The following is a 21,911-nucleotide window of genomic DNA, read 5'->3' on the forward strand; positions in this document are numbered from 1 at the left end:
GCGGACCTCGACGGTGCGTGCCGCCACTTCGCTCATGGGCCAAACTGGATCAGGCGTATTGGTTTGGGGAGAGAGAAATGAAGTGAGGCGTTTCGCTATTTGGACTATGGCAATACTCGCCCTATTCGCGGAGACACTCTCCGGCTTTTTGATTAGCCCGGCAGCGCACGTCGGGCCAACAATCCGTCGCAGATCCGCTCCTTCCACCTGGATGTGAGCGCCGGGAAGGTGTCGAACAGGCTGTCCCCGCCTACTTGGACCCGCGCCTCGGCCGCCGTAGCCGGACACCGCGCGAACAGAGGGTCGCATCCACTGTTTGGAAATCATCTGGCGTTGGCGATGTGACGGCTCAAGACAATCGGCGTTCGGACAGTCTGGCTGCCAGATCACGTCGCTTGCGCTTGTACTACTTTGAGGGTTGAATTCATCGTGATGCTACGGCGCTGCTGAACGAATACATTCGGCCGCAGCGATCACCGTCTGGTGTCTGCACCCCTCGCCGAGGTCAGGAGACGAGCTGCACGGATGAGGCAGCTTCTGCAACAGCCGCAGCAGACTGCATGTTGGATGTAGTTCCCGCGATACAATAAGGGAGGCAGAACAATGACAGTCAGTACAAGGCACCTTACCTGTGTTGCCGCACTGGCCGCGATGCTTGCACCACCAGCTTGGGCGATCGCGCCGTCAGAGATCAATTCCGCTCGCATCGAGGCGGCCGAGCAGAACCCAAATGATTGGCTGACCTATCATGGCGGCTATAAATCGTATCACTACAGCGGGCTCGATCAAATCAATGCGAGCAATGTAAAGAATCTCGAAGTCGCCTGGATCCATATGCCCGGACGTTCCACGCGGGGCCTACAGTCGATGCCGCTCGTTGCCGATGGTGTGCTCTACTATTCGGGCTCCTATAGCCGCGTCTATGCGCTCGACGGGGCGACCGGCAAGATGATCTGGTCGCACTTTCCGGTGCTCGACGAGGAACTCGTCGCGATGCAGACGCACTCACCATACAACCGCGGTGTCGCGCTCGGCGATGGCAAGGTCTTCGTTGGCACCGTCGACGGGCATCTTATTGCGCTCGACATGAAAACCGGCAAGGAGGTGTGGAACACGCAGCTCGTCGACTCCAAGAAGCTCACGGTCGGCTTCACAGGTGCACCGCTGGTGGTGAAGGACACCGTCATCATCGGCAGCCAGGGCGGCGAATGGACCTCACGCGGTCCGCTGTTCGGAGTCGATATCAAGACGGGCAAGAAGAAATGGGAATTCTTCACCGTCGCCGGCACCGAGGACGCCAAGGCCACCTGGGGTAATGAATCCTGGCGCACCGGCGGGGGTGGCGCGTGGATGCCCGGCACCTACGATCCTGAAACCAACACCATATGGTGGGGAACGGCCAATCCTGCACCGCTTTACGACTGGTCCGGCGCGGACTGGAAGAACAGCGGACCGCGGCCAGGCACCAACCTCTACACAACTTCGGTCATCGCGCTCGATCCCGACACCGGCAAGCTGAAATTCTATCATCAGGAGCTGCCCCATGATGCATGGGATTTCGACTCGGCAGTCGGTGAGTTCGTGATGATCGACCGCGACGGCCGCAAGCTCGTCGTGCATCCGAACAAGGGAGGTTTTGTGTTCGTCTACAACCGCGCCGATGGGAAGGTGCAGAACGTTTGGCGGATCGCGAAAAATATCAATTTCGTCAAGGATATCGATCCGAAAACCGGCGAACTGATCGGCCGGCGCGACTTGACTCTCGGGAAAGCGAGCGAGCCGCTTTGTCCGGCGATTGCCGGCGGCGTCAGCTGGAACTCGGGCGCCTACAGCCCGAAGACGGGCCTCTGGTACAAGATCGCCCAGGAATGGTGCATGGATGTGGACGTGATAAAGACCACGCCAATCACCGAGCCGATGGCGCAGCTCAATATCGGCGCGAATTTCAAGCTCGTTCCGCCGCCGGACGGAGCGGCGCGCGGTCATCTTGATGCACGTGATCCCGTGACTGGTGCGAAGAAATGGGAGGTCAATTTCGACGAGCCTCCGCTGGCGAGCGTGCTTGCGACAGCCGGCAATCTGGTGTTCGTGCCTGACTCGCGTGGTGTGCTGCGCGCCTACAATGCGGAGACCGGACAGGAACTGTGGTCGCATTTCAATGGCGTCGGTCACAATGGCGGCATCATCAGCTACAGCGCCGGCGGCAAGCAATACATCGCAGTGCCGGCCGGTTGGGGCGGCATGGTGGCGGACGAGTTCCCGGCCCTTTTCGGCGAACCCTTTACGAGCATGCCGAAGGACGCCGGTGCGCTCGTTGTCTTCACGCTGAAGCAATAAGAATGGTGGGGAGAGTCAGGGTGCAGTCGCCCCCTGCCTCTCCGGTCCAGATGCCAATGTTGAAGTCGATTCTTCTCATCGCCGGCATTGCGTTGTCATTGCCCTTCGGCCTCTCCGCGCAGCAGAGCCAGGCTCCCAAGCAGGATCAATCCGCCCGCGAAACCGATATCGAGGGCGGGACGATGTTCGCGACCTCGTGTGGCTTCTGTCACGAGAACGGCGGCCGTGCCGCCGGCAAAGGGCCGAAGCTCGCGGGTACGGCGCGCAGCGACGATTTTATCGTGGAGCGGATCAAGAAGGGTAAGCCCGGAGCCATGCCCGCCTTCGGAGGCGCCTTTTCGGAAAGCCAGATCATGGCGATCCTGGCCTACATCCGAAATCTGGAAGAATGAGGCCGGAGATGCGCCAAGCCGTTTTCGTAAGCCTTTTGATCCTGCTCGGAGCCACCGGTGCCAGCGCGCGCTCCCTGGAGGCGATTCGTACACGCGGGGCGCTCACGCTTTGCGCACACCCCAATGCGTTGCCGTTTGCCAGCAAGCGCGATGTCGATCCCGGCTTCCAAGTCGAGATCGCCCGTGAGCTGGCGAAGCAGTTGAAGGTCGCGCTGGAGCAGCACTGGGTAGTCAACAGCTTTCAGTACCGCCGCGCGGACTGCGACATCATCATGGATGCGATCGCGAACCCAGCGGCGTTGGCGGAGGTGGGATTGCGCATGTCGCGGCCCTATCAGCGCAGCGGGGTCGCGCTGGCCGTCCGGGCCGACTCTGGCGCGGCGTCACTGGCGGATTTGAGGCCTGGTCAGCGCGTCGGCGTGCAGGTCGGCTCGATCGCCTCCATGACACTCAGCAAGCGAGGCGTCAAAACCTCACCGTTTGTCTTCGAAGATGAAATTATGGACGCGCTTGCAAAGAAGGAGATCGACGCCGCGGCGGTTACACCCGCCGCAATTGGTTGGTTCAACCAAGTTCATCCCGATGCGCACGTGCGCCGTATTCCTGCTTTCGAAGACGATCCCGACTTGAACTGGAATGTCGCTGTTGGGATGGTCAGCCCAGACGAGAAGCTCAGGCAAGGACTCGACGCAGCCCTTGAAGCATTGCTCGCCGACGGCACCCTCGCGCGGATCTACGCGCATTACAATGTCGAATGGCGGTCGCCAGAATGAGCGGGGCTCCCGGCGCAAGAACTGGCGGAGCAGCCGGAACTCTCATTTGGATGATGTTCACCGATATTTTGACGTTCAACTTCGTCTCAAACAGCCTCGCGCCCAAAGGAGTGCCGGCCCTTCGGCATCGCACCCCTGGGAATTTCGTTGGCCCGATTGCTCTGGCTTCGGCGGATCGTCTCTGGGGCATTCGCGCCGGTTTGACCGGGGGCCGATGACTTCCGCGCTACCCCCATAAACAGACATCGTTACCGCGCGTCGGCATGTCTCAAACGGGCCGGAAGCCGCAGCGCAAGTTCGTGGGGCCCTGGATAGCACTGCATCCGGTCCTGATAGAAGGAAATCGGCACGCCTTCGCAGCGTACGTGCCATTTCCAGGAAGACCTCTGAATCGAGCAGGTGTCGGGATGAAGCGCGAATGCCGTTGCAAGCTCCGGCAGACCAAGCTCCTTGAGCGATCTGCGCATGGCTTCCTGAGTGGATGGCGCAACGGGCGAAGCTAAAGACCACAAATGCGGCGCACAGCAGAGCTATCGCCGAACACACGAGGCCCGCGGGTCCACATCTTCATCGCCATGCAAGCCACCTCCCGCCACACACTCTACGCAAGATCACTTTAGCACTCCTGCGGACATCGGTGGTCAACGTCCCCTAGGGGTCGCAAGCTGCCACAGGGAGGCTAGTTCACTTTGGTCGGCCCAACGCTTGAGAGCAGGCATTGCAGGTCTCGAAGGCCGGCAGCGGACCATGAGCAGAACGAACCCATGATCGCATCTTATGGTTGTTTTTGCCGCAATTCCATACATAATCTTCGAACGGAAATTCGCGATAGCGCTGGCTACATCGCGACTAAACCAAGGGGCATCCGCCGTACTGCAGTGAGCTGACGTCATGATGGTCGAGTGGCTGCGCATCAACAATGGCGCACTTGAGCCCTGTGTTCATGCCGTCAAGATTCTGAGCGTCAATTGAGGAAACTGTCATGCTCTTTAGGATCGTTGCAGCGGCTTTTGCGGCGCTCTATCTTTCAACACTTGGAGTCGCCGGCGCTCAATCGGACCCCGCGTCTTCCGCGACATCAAGCAATGGACCCATGGAACGTGCCGTCGATCAGCTATTCACTCGATGGGCTGAACCGAACTCACCCGGCGCTGTCATCGCTGTTCTGCAAGGCGGCAAGATCATTTACAGCCAGGGTTATGGCGCGGCCAATCTGGAGTATGGCGTGCCCAACACGCCGTCAACCGTATTCCACCTAGCATCGGTCTCCAAGCAGTTCACTGCCTTTGCGATCTATCTCCTCGCTCACGAAGGAAAATTGTCTCTGGACGACGATGTTCGCAAATATGTTCCGAGATTGCACGATTTCGGCAAGCTGATAACGATTCGCCAACTGCTTCACCACACCAGCGGAGTTCGCGACCAGTGGAATCTTCTGGCGCTCACGGGATGGCGGCTAGACGACGAGATCACGGACGACGATGTTGCGCACCTGCTATTTCAACAAACCGAATTGAACTTCGCGCCCGGCGATCAGTTCCTCTATAGCAACAGCGGCTACACGTTGCTCGCGATGGTAGTGAAGCAAGTGTCTGGCCAAACGCTGCCGGAGTTCGCGAAGGAGCGCATCTTCGAACCTCTCGGCATGTCACACACACACTTCCAGGACAAATACGGCATGATCGTCAAGGACCGGGCCTATTCCTACGGTCGGCAGCCGGACGGCAAATACCAATACATTGCGCTCACCTATTCGACGGTCGGACCTTCAAGCCTGTTTTCCACGGTCGGCGACTTGGCGCGCTGGGATGAGAACTTCTACACCGGAGAAGTCGGCGGCCTGACACTTCTCGCCGAGATGCAGCAGAGGGGGAAGCTCAACAACGGCAAGGATATTAATTACGCATCGGGATTATCCATCGGAAAGTATCGCGGGCTCAGGACAGTTGAGCATGCCGGCGGCGATGCCGCATACCGGACCAATATTCTCAGATTCCCAGACCAGCATTTCTCGGTCGTGGTACTGGCAAACGCGGGAGATCTGAACCCGAGAGCGCTCTCATTCAGGATCGCCGACATCTATCTCAAGGAGTTGCTCAAGCCGGCGCCCGACAAGCCGGCCCTTGACGACAAGCCAGAAGTCACGATCGACCCCAAGATCCTCGATGCCTACGTTGGCGACTATGAACTCAGACCGGGGTTCATCATTTCCATCAGCAAAGACAATGACCATCTCGTCACACGCGCGACCGGCCAGCCATCGTTTCCAATGTACGCGGTCTCTAACACCGCCTTCCGCCTGAGGGTCGTTCCCGCCGAAATCGTCTTCGACGAAGTCGCGCAAGGCGGAACAGCTCAGAGCGCGGTCCTGCACCAGAACGGCGCCAATCTATCGCTGAAGCGGATCACTATCAGCAAGCCTGCAGCAGACCGACTCAAAGCGTACGAGGGCCACTACTACAGCGCAGAACTCGGCGTCATCTATGACGTGTTCATTCGCGAGGACGTGCTGATGGTGCACTACCCGCGGAGAGACCTCGATCTGCGACCTGTCGGGGCTGACGCGTTCACGACGGGCTTTCCGATCGGAAACCTGAAGTTTGCATGCGCAGACGATGGCAAATGCAATGCAATGTTGATCGATGACGGCCGCGTGAAGCAGCTGCGATTCGACAAGACCTCACTCGATCCGATCGGTTCGAGGTCATCGCAATGATTCAGGAATGTGCTGGACGAATTGCGGCGGGAATCGCAGGCTAAAGGTGTCCAACTGCTCGTAGGGATGCCCTTGTCTCATGCCGCTGGCGTCGCGACCAGAAACCGAAATCAAGTACAACATCTAGGCCGCTTTGCACGACCTCTGGGAGAGCGCAACGGAACGTCCGGTCAGGGTCATATTCCCAAGTGCCGCATTGGCTGGTTGGTCTGCTTCGCAACCATAAGCAGACATCGAGTGAATACAGGCACCGAGAATCCGGCCCCTTACCCCATCACACCGCCGCGCCGGATCAGCTCCTTCCCCACCGCGGCGAGGTGCACCTGGTCCGGCCCGTCGCCGATGCGGATGAAACGGGCGTAGACGTAAGCACGGGCGAGGAACGTGTCCTGCGAGACGCCGGCGGCGCCGTGGATCTGGATGGCGCGGTCGATGACGCGGGCGGCCATGCTGGGGACCACGATCTTGGCGGCCGCGATCAGGTCGCGTGCGGCCTTGTTGCCTTCGCGGTCCATCTTGTCGGCGGCTTGCAGCGTGAGAAGGCGCGCCTGCGCGATCTCGCAGAAGGAGTGCGCGATGTCCTCGCGCACCGAGCCCTGCTCGGCCAGCGGCTTGCCGAAGGCGATGCGGGAGGTCGCGCGCCGGCACATCAATTCCAGCGCACGCTGGGCGCAACCGATCAGCCGCATGCAATGGTGGATGCGACCGGGCCCGAGCCGGCCTTGCGCGATCTCGAAGCCGCGGCCTTCGCCGAGCAGAATGTTCTCGGCGGGCACGCGAACGTTGTCGTAGACGATCTCGGGATGGCCAACCGGCGCATCGTCATAGCCGTAGGTGAGCATGTCGCGGACGATGCGCACGCCGGGTGTGTTCTTGGGCACCAGGATCATGGATTGCTGGCCGTGGCGATCGGGATGGTCGGGCGCGGTCTTGCCCATGACGATCAGGATCTCGCAATCCTCGTTCATCGCGCCTGAGGTGAACCATTTGCGACCGTTGATGACGTAGTCGGCGCCGTCGCGCCTGATCTCGCACTGGATGTTGGTGGCATCGCTGGAGGCGACCTGCGGCTCCGTCATCGAGAAGCCGGAGCGGATCCGCCCTTCCAGCAGCGGTGTCAGCCAGCGCTCCTGCTGCGCCTTGGTGCCGTAGTTGGCGAGCACCTCCATGTTGCCGACGTCGGGGGCCGAGCAGTTGAAGACTTCGGGCGCCCACGGGATGCGGCCCATGATCTCCTTGACAGGCGCATATTCGAGATTGGTGAGACCCGGGCCGTGCTCACCGGAGAGAAACAGGTTCCAGAGCCCCTGCTCCCGCGCGAGTTGCTTCAGGTCCTGCAGCACCTGCGGCGTCTTGTAACGCACAGCCTCCGGTTTCACCTGCTCGTAGTAGAGCTCCTCGACCGGCTCGACATGGGTACGCATGAACTGGCGGACGCGCTCCTGCAGCTCCATCGAACGGGGAGAGTGTTGAAAGTCCATGGTGGTCTCCTCTTCCCTTCTCCCCTTGTGAGAGAAGGTGGCATAGCGCCGGATGAGGGGTTAGCTCCGCAAGCACAAATATCGTAGGGTGCGCAAAGCGAAGCGTGCCCACCGCTTCTGCTGTAGGTTGAATCGGTGGTGGGCACGGCGCAAGTGCGCCTTTGCCCACCCTACGATTCCGAATTCGCGGAGAGATACCCCTCACCCGGCTGCGCTTCGCGCGTCCACCCCCTTCCCACAAGGGGAGAGGGTGGACCGTTTCTATGGCCGCTATTTCACGCCTCACGTGCCGCGCAAGAGCTCGCTCGCCACGACCCAATCATTTCCGTCGAACTGCAGCATATAGCCGTCCTTGATCGGGCGGAAATCCTGCGGCGTGGTGTTGAGGGTGATGCCGGGCATCAAGAGCGACAGCGGCACGTTCTTCAGGTTCGCCGCCTGCGCCATGATGTTCTCGCGCGTCAGATTGTCCTTGCACTGCTTCAGCAGCACCACCAGCGCCTCGGCGACGGTGTAGCCGTAGAGGCCCGCGACGTTGTTGACGTCGGCATTGGGCAGGCGCTTCTTCATGAAATCGATATAGGCGGTCATCGCCGGATCGTGCTTCGACTGCTCGACGAAGGGCTTGAGCGAGCCGAGCGACAGCACGCCCTTGCCGGCCTCGAGCCCGGCCGGCACCATCACGGTGGCCTTGTTGGCACAGCCCGAGGCGAGGAAGCGCGTCGGCTGCCAGCCGACCTCATGCGCCTTGCGGATCGCCTGCGCGCAGGCGCGCGGTGTTACCGAGTAGATCATGAAGACGTCGGCCTTGGTGCTCGCGAGCGTCAGCACCTGGGAATCCACGGTGGGATCGGCGACCTCGAAGCTCGACGCCATCGCGATCGCCTTGTCGGCGTCGGCGCCGAGCGCCTCCCTGACGCCGCGCAGATATTCCTTGCCGGCGTCGTCGTTCTGATAGAGCACCGCAAAGCGCGCATTCGGGTTCTTGGCGCGGGCATAGGCGACGTCGATCGCGGCCTCGCTGGTGTAGTTCGGCGCCCAGGGCAGCGCCATCGACCACGGCATGTTGGCCGGATCGTTCCACTTCGAGGCCGAGCTGATCAGGAAGAGCTGCGGCACCTTGTTGCTGTTGAGATATTTTGCGATCGCCGAGCTCGGCGCGGTGCCCATGGTCGCGAAGATGAAGGCGACGCCGTCGCCCTCGACCAACCGACGCGCAGCTTCCATGGTCTTGGGTGGCGAGAAGGCATCGTCGAGCGAGATAAGATTGAGCTTGCGGCCGTTGACGCCGCCCTTTTCGTTGACCTCGTCGAAATAGGCCGCGATCACCCGGCCCGTGATGCTGAGCGGCGAGGCCGGACCGCTATAGGGCATGGTGTTGCCAATCTTGATCTCGGTGTCAGTGACGCCGGGACCATAGGATTTTTGCGCAGGTGCAGGCGTGGACAGGCAGGCGGCAGCCAAAGCTGCGGCCAGGGCCAAAGCGGCTCTCATGGTGTCTCCCCGATGATGATCGCCGCGCGGCGAGGCGCACGCGCGGCGCGCTGCTTTTGTCAGCGCGCCAGATCAGCGGAGTTCCGCAAGATGGTCTTGCGTCGAGTTGCTGATGGCCTGCGCCCCTAGCCGCGCCGCTTCAGGCTGAAGCCGAGACTGATCCAGCCTGCACCGGCCATGATCAGATCGATGCCGAGGAACAGGCCGAGGATATAGACGCTGTTCACCGGCCACCGCGCCACGATGAGGAGGCCCAGCAGCAGCGTGATGGCACCCGACAGCGCCACCCATACCCACGGGCTCTCGCGCTTCATGCTGAAGGCGAGAAACAGCCTGACGGCACCCGAGGCGATCAGCGAGGCGCCGAGAAACAGAGTCAGCAGGACGGCCGCGAACAGCGGATTCTCGAAGGTCAGGAAGCCCGCGATCACGTAGAGCACGCGGAGCACAGCCCAGATCAGGAACTTGCCCCAGCTCTTCATCTGGAAGGCGCCGATGATCTCGGTGGCGCCGGCGACAATCATCATCGCGCCCACCACGATCACGCTCACCACGGTCGCCATCACCATGCTGCCGAGCGCGACAAAGCCTGCGATGAGATAGACGACGCCGAGCGCGACGATCCAGCCCCATTTGGCATGCAGCGCCGCAATGCCGGAGCCGAGGCTGGATTGATGAGACGTGTCCGAAGCACTGGTCATGGCGGCCACTCCTGCATGCGAAGCCCGCGGGCACACGCCAGAATAGCACGCGCCGTACCGGGGCGACAGCCAGCAGAGCACCTGTACCGGCAGCAACATTGACGCAAATCAAGTTCGAATGCGGTGCATCATCCGCGCGACCGCTCCATTTCGAGCTCGGCCTTGAGATTGTCGAGGTCGCGGTAAATTGAAGCGACCGCCAGCACCCGGCCGGCCTTGCGGTACTTCAGCAGGCAGTCCTTGCCTTCGATGCTGCCGTCGATCGCGATGTCGTCGAAGTTCTCGGCATGGCCGACATAGTTGATCGGCACGTCATAGTGCTGGGACCAGAAGAACGGCACCGCGTCGAAGCGCTCGCGCTTGCCGAGCATATTGCGCGCCGCGGACTGACCCTGCCGTTCCGCCACCACCCAATGCTCGACGCGGATGGTTTGCCGGGAATGCGGATCGGGCCAGCGCGCGATGTCGCCTGCCGCGAAGATGCCTGCGACGCTGGTCTCCAGATATTCGCTCACACTCACGCCGCGATCGGCGGCGAGGCCCGCCTGCTCGGCGAGCGCGAGGCGCGGCTTGACGCCGATGCCGACCACGACGAGGTCGGCCTCAATGACAGTCCCGCTCTTCAGCGTCGCGCGCCTGCCATCGAGCTTCTCCACCGTATCCTTCAAGTGGAAGACAACGCCGTTCCCTTCATGCAGCGACCGGACGAAGTCGCCCATCTCGGCGCCGAGCAGCTTCTGCATCGGCCGTTCTTCCGGCGCGACCACATGGACTTCCAGCTTGCGCGCGCGCAAGGAAGCCGCGACCTCGAGGCCGATGAAGCTGGCGCCGATCACGAGCGCGCGTTTTGCGCTGCCTGCCGCCGTGATGATTGCGCGGCTGTCGGCAACGGATCGCAAAGTGTGGACATGGGGCTGGTCGGCGCCAGGAATCTGGAGCTTCACCGGCTCGGCCCCGGTCGCAAGCAGCAGCCGGTCGAATGGCAGCCTGTCGCCATTGCCCAGCGTGACGCTGCGAGATTTTGGATCGATCGCAGAAACATTCGTGTTAAGCCTGAGATCGATGCCGGCGTCCCGATAGTAATCCTCGGACCGTAACGGCAGCCAGTCCTCCGGCGCGTTACCGGCGAGATAATCCTTGGAGAGGTTCGGCCGATCGACCGGCATCGCACCGTCATTGCTGAACATGGTGATGGCACCGGCAAAGCCTTCGCGCCGGAGCATCTCCGCTGCCGCGAAGCCGGCCGCACCGCCGCCGACGATGACGAATTTTTCCGGTGTCGGCGCGCTGCGATGAGCCGTTGACGGCTTGGGTGCCTCGCGCTTGCGCTGAACGACGATCCTGTCGCCATCGCGCGCGACGTCCCACACCGCCAGCGCATTCAGCGCCGGTGGGCGTGTGGCCTCACCCGAGCGCAAGGAGAAGCAGGCGTGATGCCAGGGACAGCGGATGGTCTCTCCGACCACGAGCCCCTCGGCGAGCGGGCCGTGGTAATGGCTGCAAGCCGGCTCGATCGCAAAAATCTCGCCGCCGGCCTGTACCAGGAGCACGTCCTCCTCGCCGACATGGCCGAGCAATTTACCGTCCCTGAACTCCGTCAGCGACACGCCCCTGGTCAGGTCGGGCCCACGCGGCTTGTTGTCCTCGGTCATGGCGTCGTCTCCTCGCGCTGTCGCGGATCAATCGTCCGAGTTGGCCAGCCCCAGCAGTTCCTGACGCGTCAGCGCATTGTCTCGGAACACGCCTAACATGCGGCTGGTGACGAGATCGGTCCCGGGCTTGTGCGCGCCGCGCGTCGTCATACAGTGATGCGTCGCCTTGATGATGACGCCGACCCCTTGAGGCTTCAGCACGTCGTTGATCGTGTTGGCGATCTGCGCGGTCATCTTCTCCTGGATCTGGAGCCGCTTGGCGTAGATATCGACCACGCGCGCAAGCTTGCTGATGCCGACCACGCGCCCTTGCGGGATATAGGCGACCCAGGCACGGCCGACGATCGGCGCGATATGGTGCTCGCAATGGCTTTCGAAGCGGACGCCGCGCAGGACGATCATTTCGTCATAGCCTTCGATCTCCTCGAAGGTCTTTTGCAGGATTTCCGTCGGATCCTGCGCATAACCGGTAAAATATTCCTCGAAGGCGCGCGCAACCCGACCCGGCGTGTCGCGCAGGCCGTCGCGCGTGGGATCGTCGCCGGCCCAGCGGATCATGGTCCGGACCGCCTCCTCGACCTCCCGCCTGTCAGGCCGATCGCTCGGCGCCTGCGCGACCGCGACACGCTCAAGCTTACGCACTTGTGACTTCATCAATAGCCTCCCCTTCCGACGGGCCGCATCCAGCAGCGGTCCTTCAGCTTGGACGGCTCCAATCGGAAAAGGTTCCCGAGATGAGGAAAAATCGGAGGCCGGCGGGCATGCGAAGGCCGGGGGCACGCGTCATGATAGCACGGCCATTTCGGGACGACAGCAGAGCAGCCCCGACAGCCAACATTGACCCAAATCAAGATCGAATGTGGCGGTTTAAGCGCGGCTCAGTCGGGAATGCCGAAATAGAATGCGGCGCCCTTGCCGACCTCGGCATTGGCCCAGATGCGTCCGCCGTGGCGCTGCACGATGCGCGATGCGATCGAAAGGCCGATCCCGGTGCCCTCGTACTGATCGGGATCGTGAAATCGCTGAAACGCAGCGAACAGCTTGTCGGCCTGCTGCAGGTCGAAACCGGCCCCATTGTCGCGCACGCAATAGATTTTTTCGCGGGCTTCGGCCCAGCCGATAACGGTGACCAGCGGCTTCTCGCGGGCGCGGGTGAACTTGAAGGCGTTGGACACCAGGTTGACGAGCACCTGCCGCAGCAGCGCCCGGTCGCCGACGCAATCGGGAATGTCGCCGACTTGGACGACGATCTCGCGGCCGGCGTGCTGCCGGCGCACTTCGTCGACGACCTCGCGGACCAGTGCCCCGACCTCGACCGGCCCTTTCGACAGCGGTTGGCGCCCGAGCTTCGACAGCCGCAACAGCCCATCGATGAGGCGCTGCATGTGCTCGCCGCCAGCCTTGATCGCGCCGACCAGCTCCCGCGGCTGGTCCGGCCACTTCGCGGAATGATCCTCGACCAGCGTCTCTGCACATCCGACCACGACCGAGAGCGGTCCGCGCAAATCGTGCGCGACAGAATAGGAGAATGCCTCGAGCTCCCGGTTTGCCGCCTCGAGCTCCAGGGTGCGCTCGCGCACCCGCTGCGCCAATTCGGCGTTCTCGAGGCGAAGACGCCGTACCGCCAGCGCGCGCTCCAGCACGGGAATGACGACGCTGAGCTTGAACGGCTTGAGAATGTAGTCGAGCGCGCCCGCCTTCATGGCCTCGACCGCAGTGGCGATGGTTCCGTCGCCGGTCATGATGATGCCGACGAGGTCGGGATCGATCTCTTGCGCGGTCCGCAGCAGCTCGATGCCGCCCATGCCCGGCATCATCAGGTCAGCGAGCAGCAGGTCACACCTGGCGCGCCGCAACTCCGCCAGAGCGGATGGCCCATCCGAGAAGCCGACCGGCTCGTAGTCCGCACCCGGCAGCGTGTCGCACAGCGCCTTCATCTGCGCCACTTCGTCGTCGACCACAAGAATGCGGGCCTTCGCGGCTTTCGTCGGCATGTCGCTCTACCCTGCCTTCATCGGCCTCACGCGCTGGCGGGCCCGCAGCATCGTACCAGCGTCTCGCGCAACTCGCGAAGCTTCGGCGGCTTGCTGAGGACGTAGTCGACATGCGGCGGAATGTCGTCTTCGGACGTGAGGCGCTTGCCCCAGCCGGTCAACATGATCACGGGTGTCGTGGACGAGAGGCTCTTGATGGTGTTCGCCACCTTGCGCCCGTCGACATTCGGCATGCCGAGATCGGTGATCACGGCAGCGAAGGTCTCGCCACGCTCGGCGGCGGCGCAGAACGCCGCGATTCCGGCAGCGCCGTCATTTGCCGTCACGATGACGTGCCCCTCCGCCTCCAGCGTGGTGCACAATGACCTGAGCAGCATCGGGTCGTCGTCGACCAGCAGGAGGCGCAGGCGCGCCGGCCTCGCGCGTTCAGGCACGTCGCGCAACGGCGCGCCGGACGGTGACGGCGGTTCCGGCACCGGAAAGCTCAGCGCGACGACGGTGCCCCGGCCAACCGCACTGTCGATGTCGATCTCGGCATTGTGGCGCCTGGCGACTCCGTAGACCATGGCAAGGCCCAATCCGGTGCCGCGCTCTCCCTTCGTCGTGAAGAACGGCTCGAGACAGCGCCGGCGGGTTTCCTCGCTCATGCCGACGCCGTCATCGCCGATCTCGATCCGCACCCGGTCTTGCCCGTCCGCACCGCGCAGGAGCCTCGTGCGCAGCGTCAGCGTCCCACCGGCTGGCAGCGCATCGACGGCATTGAAGATGAGATTGATCAACGCTTCGCGGATCTCGCTCTCCACACCCGAGACCGCTGGCAATCGCTCCGCAAGCTCGCTGCGTAACGAGATCACGGTACCGCGCAGCTGCGGCATGTCGCTCCAGCGCGCCCGCGTCAGGTCGATGACCTGCTGCACCAGCTCGTTGAGCCGGACCGGCATCAGCGTCAGCTGCGGCTCGCGCTGACGATAAAATTCGCGCATGCGCGTGACCGTATGTGCGACGTCTTCCACCGCCCGCTGAATCGTCTCCAGATACTCCCTGGTGCGCGGGCTGAGATTCGGCTCCACCTCCAGCAACGATTGGGTATAGAGCGACACCGGCGACAACGCGTTGTTGATGTCGTGCGCGATGCCGCTGGCCATCTGCCCGAGCGCGCGCAGCCGCTCCTGCTGCATCACGGCCTGCTGCGTCTGCCGCAGATCCTCATAGGCCTGGTGAAGGGCGCCATGGAGTTGCGCCTGATGGGCGGCGAGCGCGACATGCTCGCTGAGCTGCCGCAGGAATTCGCACTCGCCACTGCTGAAGCTCTCCTTCTCCTTACGTGCGGCGACGAGAACGCCGAACACCCGGCTCTCGACCTGGAGTGGCGCCAGTACCATCGCATGCAACCCGCCGCGAGCGAGCCGCATCGGGAACGGAAATGGCGATTGCGCGATCTCCGGCTCGTAGACGAGCTGGCCCAGCACGCACCGGGAGAGGCCATTCTCGTCAATGGCGATCCGCGAACGTTCCGGCATCGCCAGTTCCAGCGCAACGGCGCCGCTCCTGAGCCCGACGCATTCCACCGTCAACACATGATCGACCGTGTCGTGCAAGCACAAGGCGGCGAAATCCACCGGCAACTGGTCCTCGATGCTGCGGATCGCCACCTGGAAGATGCTCTTGATATCCTGCCGTTCGCCGATCGCGCGGGTGATCTGATGTAACAGGCTCAGCCGGGCGAGCTGGGCCTGGGCCTTCTGCTCCGCGAGCCGGCGCACGCGGATCTCGGATTCCAGGGCGTGGTTGGCGGAGGCGAGCTGTACGGTCCGCTCCTCGACGCGTCGTTCCAGCTCCTCGTTCAAGCGCGCGAGCTGGGCTTCTGCCCGGATCCGCTCCAGCATGTCGGACGAGGCCATCCGCATGATCGAGAGCAGCAGGATGAGGCGCCCCGCCACCTTGCCGAGGTGAGCGACCATCGCCTCGGTGTCGTGCGGCGCCTGCGAATACAGCATCGCGACGTGGCCGAGCAGAACGACAGCGCCCATCAAGGCCAGCGGCTGGAAGATCCGGTCCGCCATTCGCAACCGCCAGCACAGGACGCACGTGACCGCCCACAATGGCGGCGCCAGGATCAACACCGGTCGGGTGATATCCAGCAGGCCCGCAGGACGATACGGCGGAAGGCGCTGGAAGATCACGACCAGCAGCACGGCCAAGCCCGCCATGAACAATGCGAACGCCGTCACGCCTGCCGGCTGCCGCCGCGACGACCAGATCGTGGCGAGAATCCCGATCGCGAGGATGTGGGCCGCCGGCGGCCAGGTCGCGGGCCGGAGAAATCCCCGCAGCTGCATGAGGAACGCCAGCGGCCCCGACCATTCCACAATCACCAGGACGTGGAGGAACTCGAGGACGAAGGTGACACCGAAGGCGATTGCGAGCCGCGTCAGGAGCGGCTGCTTGCTTCGTGCGCCCATATCCCAGAGCAGCAGTGCCAGCAGGCCCGTGATGAGCGCGATGCTGGTGTCGAGCACGGTGTGGAGTTCCGGATAATCCCGTCGTCCAGCCACAAGCAGCGCCGCGCTGCCGACGCCAAAGGCCATCAGCACGCCGACGATGCTGAACGACAAATTCAGGGACCTGGTCGCCGTGCCCATGTCGCCACCGCAGGAAACATCGCCTCCAGGGGAGATGATGCAGAATCAAGCTCTGCGAGTTGTCTCCTTTTTCCGCACTACGTGCAATCTATACGTGTGACGCGGCGGTCCGGTCAATTGCCGAGCATCTGGGATCCCCCGGGGGGAGCAGCGATGTGCGGACACCTATTCGGCCGCCCTGCGCACGTCGAGCACGGCCTGCGCCCATTCGGCCGGCCGTTCCTGCGGCAGGTTATGACCGGCGCCGGTAAAGACGCGCCGTTCGAAAGATCCCTCGAACTTGCGCGCGTGGTGGGCGGTGCCGGGATTGACGCCGTCGCTGTCGCCGTCGATTGCGATGGTCGGGATGCGGATCGGCGGCTGCGCGGCAAGCTGGGCCTCGATCGGGGCATAGGCGGGATCGCCCGCCACCAGCCCGTAACGGTGGCGATAGGAGTGAATTACGACGTCGACGAAATCGGGATTGTCGAAGGACACAGCGCTTGTCTCGAACGTCGCGTCATCGAATGTCCATTTCGGCGACCACATCGCCCAGAGCTGGCGCGCAAAGCCGCGGCGGTTGCGCTCCAACGCACGGCGGCCGCGCTCGTTGTGGAAGAGATATTGATACCAGAGCGCCGCCTCCTCCGGCGGCGAAGCCGGCTCCATGGCGCGGGCGATGTTCTGGATGTTGTAGGAATTGCCGGAGACGAGCCCGATCACGCGCTCCGGATAGAGCGCCGAGACCACGCAAGCCGCGCGTCCGCCCCAGTCATAGCCGCCGACGATTGCGCGCGCGATCCCGAGCGCATCCATGAAGGCGAGCAGATCGGCACCGAGCGCTGCCTGCTCGCCGGAGCGCAGCGTCTCGGGGAAGCGAAACCGCGTCGGCCCGTAGCCGCGCAGCCAGGGCACCAGCACGCGTGCGCCGGCTTGTGCGATCAGGGGCGCGGCCTCCGCATAGGCGTTCACGTCATAGGGAAAGCCGTGGCCGAGGATGCACGGCCAGCCGTCCGGCGCGCCGTATTCGCGATAGGTGATCTCGAGGACATCCGTGGTGATGGCTTTTTGTTGCATGGTTGGCTCACGGAAGTACGCGGTCGTAGCCCGGATGAGCGAAGCGACATCCGGGACTTTGCGCCACCGGCCCCGGATATCGCTGCGCTCATCCGGGCTACGAGAGCCCGATCTATTTCTGCGGCCCTGACAGCGGGATGTCGCGTTCGGCGCGGAAGACGTTGCTGTAGAGATTGGCGATCCATTGCCGGCCGATCTCGGTCTTGTTGAGATAACCGATCTCGGTCTGGATGTGCGGCGCGACGCTGTTCCAATAGAATTGCGGATAGCGGTTGACGATATCGGCCGGCGAGTCGTAGCCGAGCTGGCGATTGATGCCGACCTCCTCGAATTCGTAATAGAGCGCGTTGGCCTTGCGCAGATAGTTGGGATCGCCGAGTTGCCCGATGAAGTCGGCCGCGCGCAGGATCGAGGCTTCGTCGTCATAGTCCTGGCCTTGCTGAGCGGGAAACCGCGTGCCTTCGATGGCGCTAGCGACGCGTTCCGGATCGAGTCCCGGAATATGCCGCAGTCGCCGCATCACGTACAATTTCGAGCGATCGACGTGATACATCATCAGGCCGGCATCCGATGCGCCCCGCGGCAGTGAAACCTTGGTGCCGGCGGCGTCGACCAGGAAGCCGTCCTCATCGTCCTCCTCGAACAGGCCCCGCACATAGCCGATGTCGTGAGCGAGGCAGGCGATCAGGACATGAACGTAATCCTCGGCCGACAAATGGGTATGAAGGCTTCGGCCGCGGAGGATTGCCTGGGCTGCCAGCGTCACTAGCATCGTATGCTCGATGTTGTGATAAAGCGCATCGCTGTTGCCGATGCATTCCATCGCGGTGCGCGTCGCGCTCTCCACGATGCTCGCAGCAGTTTCATCGTACCGGCGACGGAGGAACTTGCCGAGGAATTCCTCCAGGGATTCGGCCGCCAGTCTGGGTAAGGTCATCATGGATGCAGCCCCATCCGCCGCTGGTGTCCCATGCCGTCTCCCGACGTCTCATTCCTGTCCTCGACGCAGCAGGGAGCATAGCCCATCTTGGGCCGGGTGACCAAATCCCGGCCCCCAAATACGCAAATTATGTTGCTCTTGCCCCTGCGAGACCGCCGTTGCGGTCGCGACGCGATACGGCCGGGTCGACCAGTCGAGGGCTCCGGCCCAGGCGCGGAATTCAAATTGGCTTTATCGGGCGCGGACGACAGGCCGCCGCAATGGACCGCAGCCTGGCGCATGCGCCTGCATCGTCTTCGGGGCGCGGACGGCGGCGGCCGCCGGCTACTCCACCTGCAGCACGTCGACGGCGACGCCGAGCTTCTGCTTGGGCGAGCCGACGATGATGCCGTCGACCGGCGAGACGTCGGAAAAATCGCGCCCCATTGCAAGCACGATATGATCGTTGCCAATCAGGAGATCGTTGGTCGGATCGAGATCGACCCAGCCAAGCTCCGCCCCGCACCACAGCGAGACCCAGGCGTGGGTGGCATCGGCGCCCTGCAAACGCGGCTGGCCCGGCGGCGGAATGGTACGCAGGTATCCGCTGACATAGGCGGCCGGAAGACCGAGCCCGCGCAGCCCTGCGATCATCACATGGGCAAAGTCCTGACAGACGCCGTGGCGCTTGTCGAAGACCTCGTTTAGTGGCGTCGAGATCACAGTGGCCTTGGGGTCGTAGCGAAACTGGTTGCGAATGCGATGCATGAGGTCGATCGCACCTTTGAGGATACCCGCGCCAGGCGGAAAACTTTCCGCCGCAAAGGCGCTGACCGGGCGCAGCACCGGCACTAGCGGGCTGGCGAAGACATAGCCGACCGGCGAAGACGGCCCGAGGCTGGTTGCTTCGAACGCGATGTCGCGAATGGTCTCCCAAAGCGGGCTGCTGGCATCGCGCGCCGGCGGCTGGCGCGACACCGAGACGCGCGAACGCGAGTCGATGCGCAAATTGCGATGCGCGGCTTCGATCACCACGCTCTCGGTCAGCGTGCCGAAGAAGTCGCGCCGCACATTGCGCTCGGCCGGGCGTGGATGTATCTCGACATTGTGCGAGATCAGCTCCTGGCCGCCGCCCCTGGGCTCCAGTCGCAGCGTGCAGCGAGCGAAGCTGACGGGATTCTCGTACTCGTAGGTGGTGACGTGACGGATGTCGTAGATCACGCCAGCCCCGTCAGCTTTTCCGGCCGGCTGGCATTGGGACCGTGCGGGAAGTAGTGCTGCCCGATCGCGTCGGCGAGGCTGAGCAGATCCTGCTCCAGTGCGAACAGCGTCTTGACCTCGAGCTTCTCGGCCTCCGCGGTCGCGAGCATCGCCTGCATCGCCATCGCAAGCCGCTGCGGCTTCTCGATAAGGCCGTGCTCCTTCAGGCTCGGCAGCGCGGCAATGTGCTCGTTCAGCGTCGTCACCTGGAACGCCACCGACCGCGGATTGTAGGGGTCGAGCACCGCGAGGTCGCGCACCGGAGCCAGAATCGGCGCCAGCAGATAACGCGAGCGGTAGGTGATCTGGCAATCCACCAGCGTCAGCAGGATGTCGAGATCCTCGTCGCCGGCCTCGTCATAGGCGAACTGCCGCGTGAAGCGCGTGGTGTTGATGGCGCGCTCGGTGCGGCGGCCGATGTCGAGGAAGCGCCAGCCGGCGGCGCGGTTCATGTTCTCCTGCGCGAGGCCTGCGAAGCTCGCGAGCTCCTGCAAGGTCAGCTCGGCCGCGCTCAGCACGCTGTCGTCATCCTCCACTTCGTAAGCGAGACGCTCGGCCATCTCGGTGATGACCTGCCAGGCATCGGGCGACAGCCGCTCGCGCAAGGACGTCGCCGTGCGCTGGGCCGCGCGCACCAGCGACAGGGCCGAGCCGAAACGGTCCGGACTCTGCAACGCTTCTGCGACGATGCGCCCGGGCGCGGTGCGCGAGGTCTGCGAGACCGCGCCCCAGGCCACCAGCATGCGCTGGATGCGCTCGGCCGATTGCACCGAGGCCGCAGTGCCCTTGTTGGGCCCGCTCGGCGAGCCCAAAGCGCGCACCAGCCGCAGCGTCGCCTCGGCGCGCTCGAGATAGCGGCCGAGCCAGAACAGATTGTCGGCGGCGCGGCTCGGCAGCACGCCGGCGATGCGGCGGATGCGCACCTTGTCGGTCGCGGGCAGCAGCGTCGCGGTCGAGACCTGCTTGTCGGAGACGACCCAGACGTCAGCGGCGCGCGCGCCGTCGCCCATGGACACCGCGCGTGCGTCCGGCTGCTCGGCGATCCGGCAGAATCCGCCGGGCATGATGGCCCAGCCGTCGGGCGTTGCGGCGGCAAACACCCGCAGCACGAAAGGACGCGGCGTGATCTGCCCATGCTCCCACACCGGCATGGTCGAGAGCCGCACTACCTCCTGGCCGACATAGTCCATGCCGCGCGCTGTAATCGCATCGACCAGGCGCTGGCGCTCGGCGGCATCCAGCTCGCTCGCGAGCACCGGACCATTGCTCTCAAAGCCGGGAACGCCGCGCCGATATGCCCCTTCGATCGCGACTTCGTCGAGCCTTGCCAGCACCTCGTCGCGCGCCCGGCGCTGGCCGCACCACCAGGTCGCGATGTGCGGCATCTTCAGGTCTTCGCCGAGCAGGCGGCGGCTCAGCGCCGGCAGGAAACCGAGCAGCGCCCGCGCCTCCAGCACGCCCGAGCCCGGCATGTTGGCGACGACGACGCCATCCTTGCGCAGCACGTCGATCAGGCCAGGCACGCCCAGCCGCGAGGAGGCATCGAGCTCGAGCGGATCGAGCGAATTGGAATCGACCCGGCGCAAAAGCACATCCAACCGCTTGAGCCCGGCGACGGTGCGGATGTGGACGCGGTTGTCGCTGACCGCGAGATCGTCGCCCTCGACCAGCAGGAAGCCGAGATAGCGCGCCAGCGTCGCATGCTCGAAATAGGTCTCGCTGAAGCTGCCGGGGGTGAGCACCCCGATCCGCGGCTCGTCGCGGTCGGCGCGCGCGCGAAGCGAGTCGCGGAATGCCTCGAAGAACGGCGCGACGCGCGGCACGTTCATCGACTTGTAGAGATCGGAGAAGGCGCGCGAGAGCACCAGGCGGTTCTCCAGCGCGTAGCCCGCACCCGACGGCGCCTGGGTGCGATCGCCGAGCACCCACCAGCGGCCGTCGGGGCCACGGCCGACGTCGGCGGCATAGATCGAGAGATAGCGCCCGCCAGGAGGCGGCACGCCGCAGACGGGACGGAGATATTCCGGGCTGCCGGCGATCGCCGCCGCAGGCAGCGCGCCTTCGGTGACGAGCCGGCCCTCGCCATAGATGTCGCGCAGCACGCGCTCGAGCAGCTCGGCGCGCTGGGTGATGCCGGCGCAAAGCTGCTGCCAGTCGGCCTCGTCGATCAAAAGCGGCAGGTGGCTGATCGACCAGGGCCGGTCGGCGCTGTCGCCGGGCGCGCGGTAGGTGACGCCGGCCTCGCGGAGATGACGATCGGCCATGCCGAAGCGCCGCTCGATCTCGTCGGGCGCAAGCGCGCCGAAGGCGTCGAAGAAGCGGCTCCAGACTGCGCGCGGCGTACCGTCGGGCCCGAGGAACTCGTCGGGGATGCCGGGCAGGCGGCTATAGTCGCGGACCCATTGCGCGATCCGCTGCTGGGCTTGTACCCTGCCCGCCTGGTCGTTGTCTTCGGCTGCGCCCTCGGCCATGCGCCTCTCCCTGCCCCCGCATC

General features: G+C 63.8%; 15 protein-coding genes. 4 read left to right on the plus strand and 11 right to left on the minus strand.

Annotated features, from left to right (window positions below; genetic code table 11):
* The first annotated feature begins 651 nt into the window (after positions 1-651).
* The 4 genes from P6U29_RS28530 (at position 652) to P6U29_RS28545 (ending at position 6,218) form a co-directional block, all read left to right on the plus strand.
* Positions 652-2,337, plus strand: a complete 1,686-nt coding sequence (locus tag P6U29_RS28530; RefSeq protein ID WP_407119440.1) for a pyrroloquinoline quinone-dependent dehydrogenase — start codon at positions 652-654, stop codon at positions 2,335-2,337.
* A 56-nt stretch (positions 2,338-2,393) separates the two neighbouring features.
* Positions 2,394-2,729 (plus strand): cytochrome c, encoded by a 336-nt coding sequence (locus tag P6U29_RS28535; RefSeq protein ID WP_370990414.1) that lies wholly within the window; start codon positions 2,394-2,396, stop codon positions 2,727-2,729.
* An 8-nt stretch (positions 2,730-2,737) separates the two neighbouring features.
* Entirely contained in the window at positions 2,738-3,502 is a 765-nt protein-coding gene (locus P6U29_RS28540) for a substrate-binding periplasmic protein (protein ID WP_407113589.1), read from the plus strand.
* A gap of 982 nt (positions 3,503-4,484) precedes the next feature.
* Positions 4,485-6,218 carry a serine hydrolase gene (locus P6U29_RS28545; protein ID WP_407113591.1) on the plus strand — a complete coding sequence of 578 codons (1,734 nt, stop codon included), beginning with the start codon at positions 4,485-4,487 and terminating at the stop codon, positions 6,216-6,218.
* Positions 6,219-6,484: 266 nt separating this feature from the next.
* Here the strand turns inward: P6U29_RS28545 and P6U29_RS28550 are convergent, their stop codons facing one another.
* The 11 genes from P6U29_RS28550 to P6U29_RS28600 all read right to left on the minus strand — a co-directional run bounded on the left by P6U29_RS28550 (position 6,485) and on the right by P6U29_RS28600 (position 21,888).
* Complete coding sequence (locus P6U29_RS28550) at positions 6,485-7,699, minus strand: acyl-CoA dehydrogenase family protein (RefSeq protein WP_407113592.1); 1,215 nt, start codon at positions 7,697-7,699, stop codon at positions 6,485-6,487.
* Positions 7,700-7,981: 282 nt separating this feature from the next.
* Positions 7,982-9,193, minus strand: coding sequence for an ABC transporter substrate-binding protein (locus P6U29_RS28555; RefSeq protein ID WP_407113594.1), 1,212 nt, complete (start codon positions 9,191-9,193; stop codon positions 7,982-7,984).
* A 125-nt stretch (positions 9,194-9,318) separates the two neighbouring features.
* Positions 9,319-9,894, minus strand: coding sequence for an HdeD family acid-resistance protein (locus P6U29_RS28560; protein ID WP_407113596.1), 576 nt, complete (start codon positions 9,892-9,894; stop codon positions 9,319-9,321).
* Positions 9,895-10,022: 128 nt separating this feature from the next.
* Positions 10,023-11,546, minus strand: coding sequence for an FAD-dependent oxidoreductase (locus P6U29_RS28565; RefSeq protein WP_407113597.1), 1,524 nt, complete (start codon positions 11,544-11,546; stop codon positions 10,023-10,025).
* Positions 11,547-11,573: 27 nt separating this feature from the next.
* Positions 11,574-12,200, minus strand: a complete 627-nt coding sequence (folE, locus tag P6U29_RS28570) for a GTP cyclohydrolase I FolE (protein ID WP_407113599.1) — start codon at positions 12,198-12,200, stop codon at positions 11,574-11,576.
* A gap of 224 nt (positions 12,201-12,424) precedes the next feature.
* Positions 12,425-13,540 carry a sensor histidine kinase gene (locus P6U29_RS28575; protein ID WP_407113601.1) on the minus strand — a complete coding sequence of 372 codons (1,116 nt, stop codon included), beginning with the start codon at positions 13,538-13,540 and terminating at the stop codon, positions 12,425-12,427.
* Between the two features lie 26 nt (positions 13,541-13,566).
* Positions 13,567-16,182 (minus strand): ATP-binding protein, encoded by a 2,616-nt coding sequence (locus P6U29_RS28580; RefSeq protein WP_407113603.1) that lies wholly within the window; start codon positions 16,180-16,182, stop codon positions 13,567-13,569.
* 165 nt (positions 16,183-16,347) lie between these two features.
* Complete coding sequence (locus tag P6U29_RS28585) at positions 16,348-17,238, minus strand: alpha/beta fold hydrolase (RefSeq protein ID WP_407113605.1); 891 nt, start codon at positions 17,236-17,238, stop codon at positions 16,348-16,350.
* A gap of 112 nt (positions 17,239-17,350) precedes the next feature.
* Positions 17,351-18,178: a metal-dependent phosphohydrolase gene (locus tag P6U29_RS28590; RefSeq protein WP_407113607.1), complete on the minus strand. Its 828-nt coding sequence runs from the start codon at positions 18,176-18,178 to the stop codon at positions 17,351-17,353.
* Between the two features lie 324 nt (positions 18,179-18,502).
* Entirely contained in the window at positions 18,503-19,378 is an 876-nt protein-coding gene (locus P6U29_RS28595) for a transglutaminase N-terminal domain-containing protein (RefSeq protein WP_407113608.1), read from the minus strand.
* Complete coding sequence (locus P6U29_RS28600) at positions 19,375-21,888, minus strand: circularly permuted type 2 ATP-grasp protein (RefSeq protein WP_407113610.1); 2,514 nt, start codon at positions 21,886-21,888, stop codon at positions 19,375-19,377. Before P6U29_RS28600 ends, P6U29_RS28595 begins: the two co-directional genes overlap by 4 nt.
* Positions 21,889-21,911: the final 23 nt, after the last annotated feature.

It is taken from the genome of Bradyrhizobium sp. LMG 9283, from assembly GCF_045571415.1.
In the GTDB taxonomy this organism is placed as follows: Bacteria; Pseudomonadota; Alphaproteobacteria; order Rhizobiales; family Xanthobacteraceae; genus Bradyrhizobium.

Bases quoted from the DNA above. Each gene is read 5' to 3' on its own strand.
- P6U29_RS28530 (WP_407119440.1), top strand. From the start codon at position 652: ATGCTTGCACCACCAGCTTGGGCGATCGCGCCGTCAGAGATCAATTCC.
- P6U29_RS28535 (WP_370990414.1), top strand. From the start codon at position 2,394: ATGTTGAAGTCGATTCTTCTCATCGCCGGCATTGCGTTGTCATTGCCC.
- P6U29_RS28540 (WP_407113589.1), top strand. From the start codon at position 2,738: ATGCGCCAAGCCGTTTTCGTAAGCCTTTTGATCCTGCTCGGAGCCACC.
- P6U29_RS28545 (WP_407113591.1), top strand. From the start codon at position 4,485: ATGCTCTTTAGGATCGTTGCAGCGGCTTTTGCGGCGCTCTATCTTTCA.
- P6U29_RS28550 (WP_407113592.1), bottom strand. From the start codon at position 7,699: ATGGACTTTCAACACTCTCCCCGTTCGATGGAGCTGCAGGAGCGCGTC.
- P6U29_RS28555 (WP_407113594.1), bottom strand. From the start codon at position 9,193: ATGAGAGCCGCTTTGGCCCTGGCCGCAGCTTTGGCTGCCGCCTGCCTG.
- P6U29_RS28560 (WP_407113596.1), bottom strand. From the start codon at position 9,894: ATGACCAGTGCTTCGGACACGTCTCATCAATCCAGCCTCGGCTCCGGC.
- P6U29_RS28565 (WP_407113597.1), bottom strand. From the start codon at position 11,546: ATGACCGAGGACAACAAGCCGCGTGGGCCCGACCTGACCAGGGGCGTG.
- folE (WP_407113599.1), bottom strand. From the start codon at position 12,200: ATGAAGTCACAAGTGCGTAAGCTTGAGCGTGTCGCGGTCGCGCAGGCG.
- P6U29_RS28575 (WP_407113601.1), bottom strand. From the start codon at position 13,540: ATGCCGACGAAAGCCGCGAAGGCCCGCATTCTTGTGGTCGACGACGAA.
- P6U29_RS28580 (WP_407113603.1), bottom strand. From the start codon at position 16,182: ATGGGCACGGCGACCAGGTCCCTGAATTTGTCGTTCAGCATCGTCGGC.
- P6U29_RS28585 (WP_407113605.1), bottom strand. From the start codon at position 17,238: ATGCAACAAAAAGCCATCACCACGGATGTCCTCGAGATCACCTATCGC.
- P6U29_RS28590 (WP_407113607.1), bottom strand. From the start codon at position 18,178: ATGATGACCTTACCCAGACTGGCGGCCGAATCCCTGGAGGAATTCCTC.
- P6U29_RS28600 (WP_407113610.1), bottom strand. From the start codon at position 21,888: ATGGCCGAGGGCGCAGCCGAAGACAACGACCAGGCGGGCAGGGTACAA.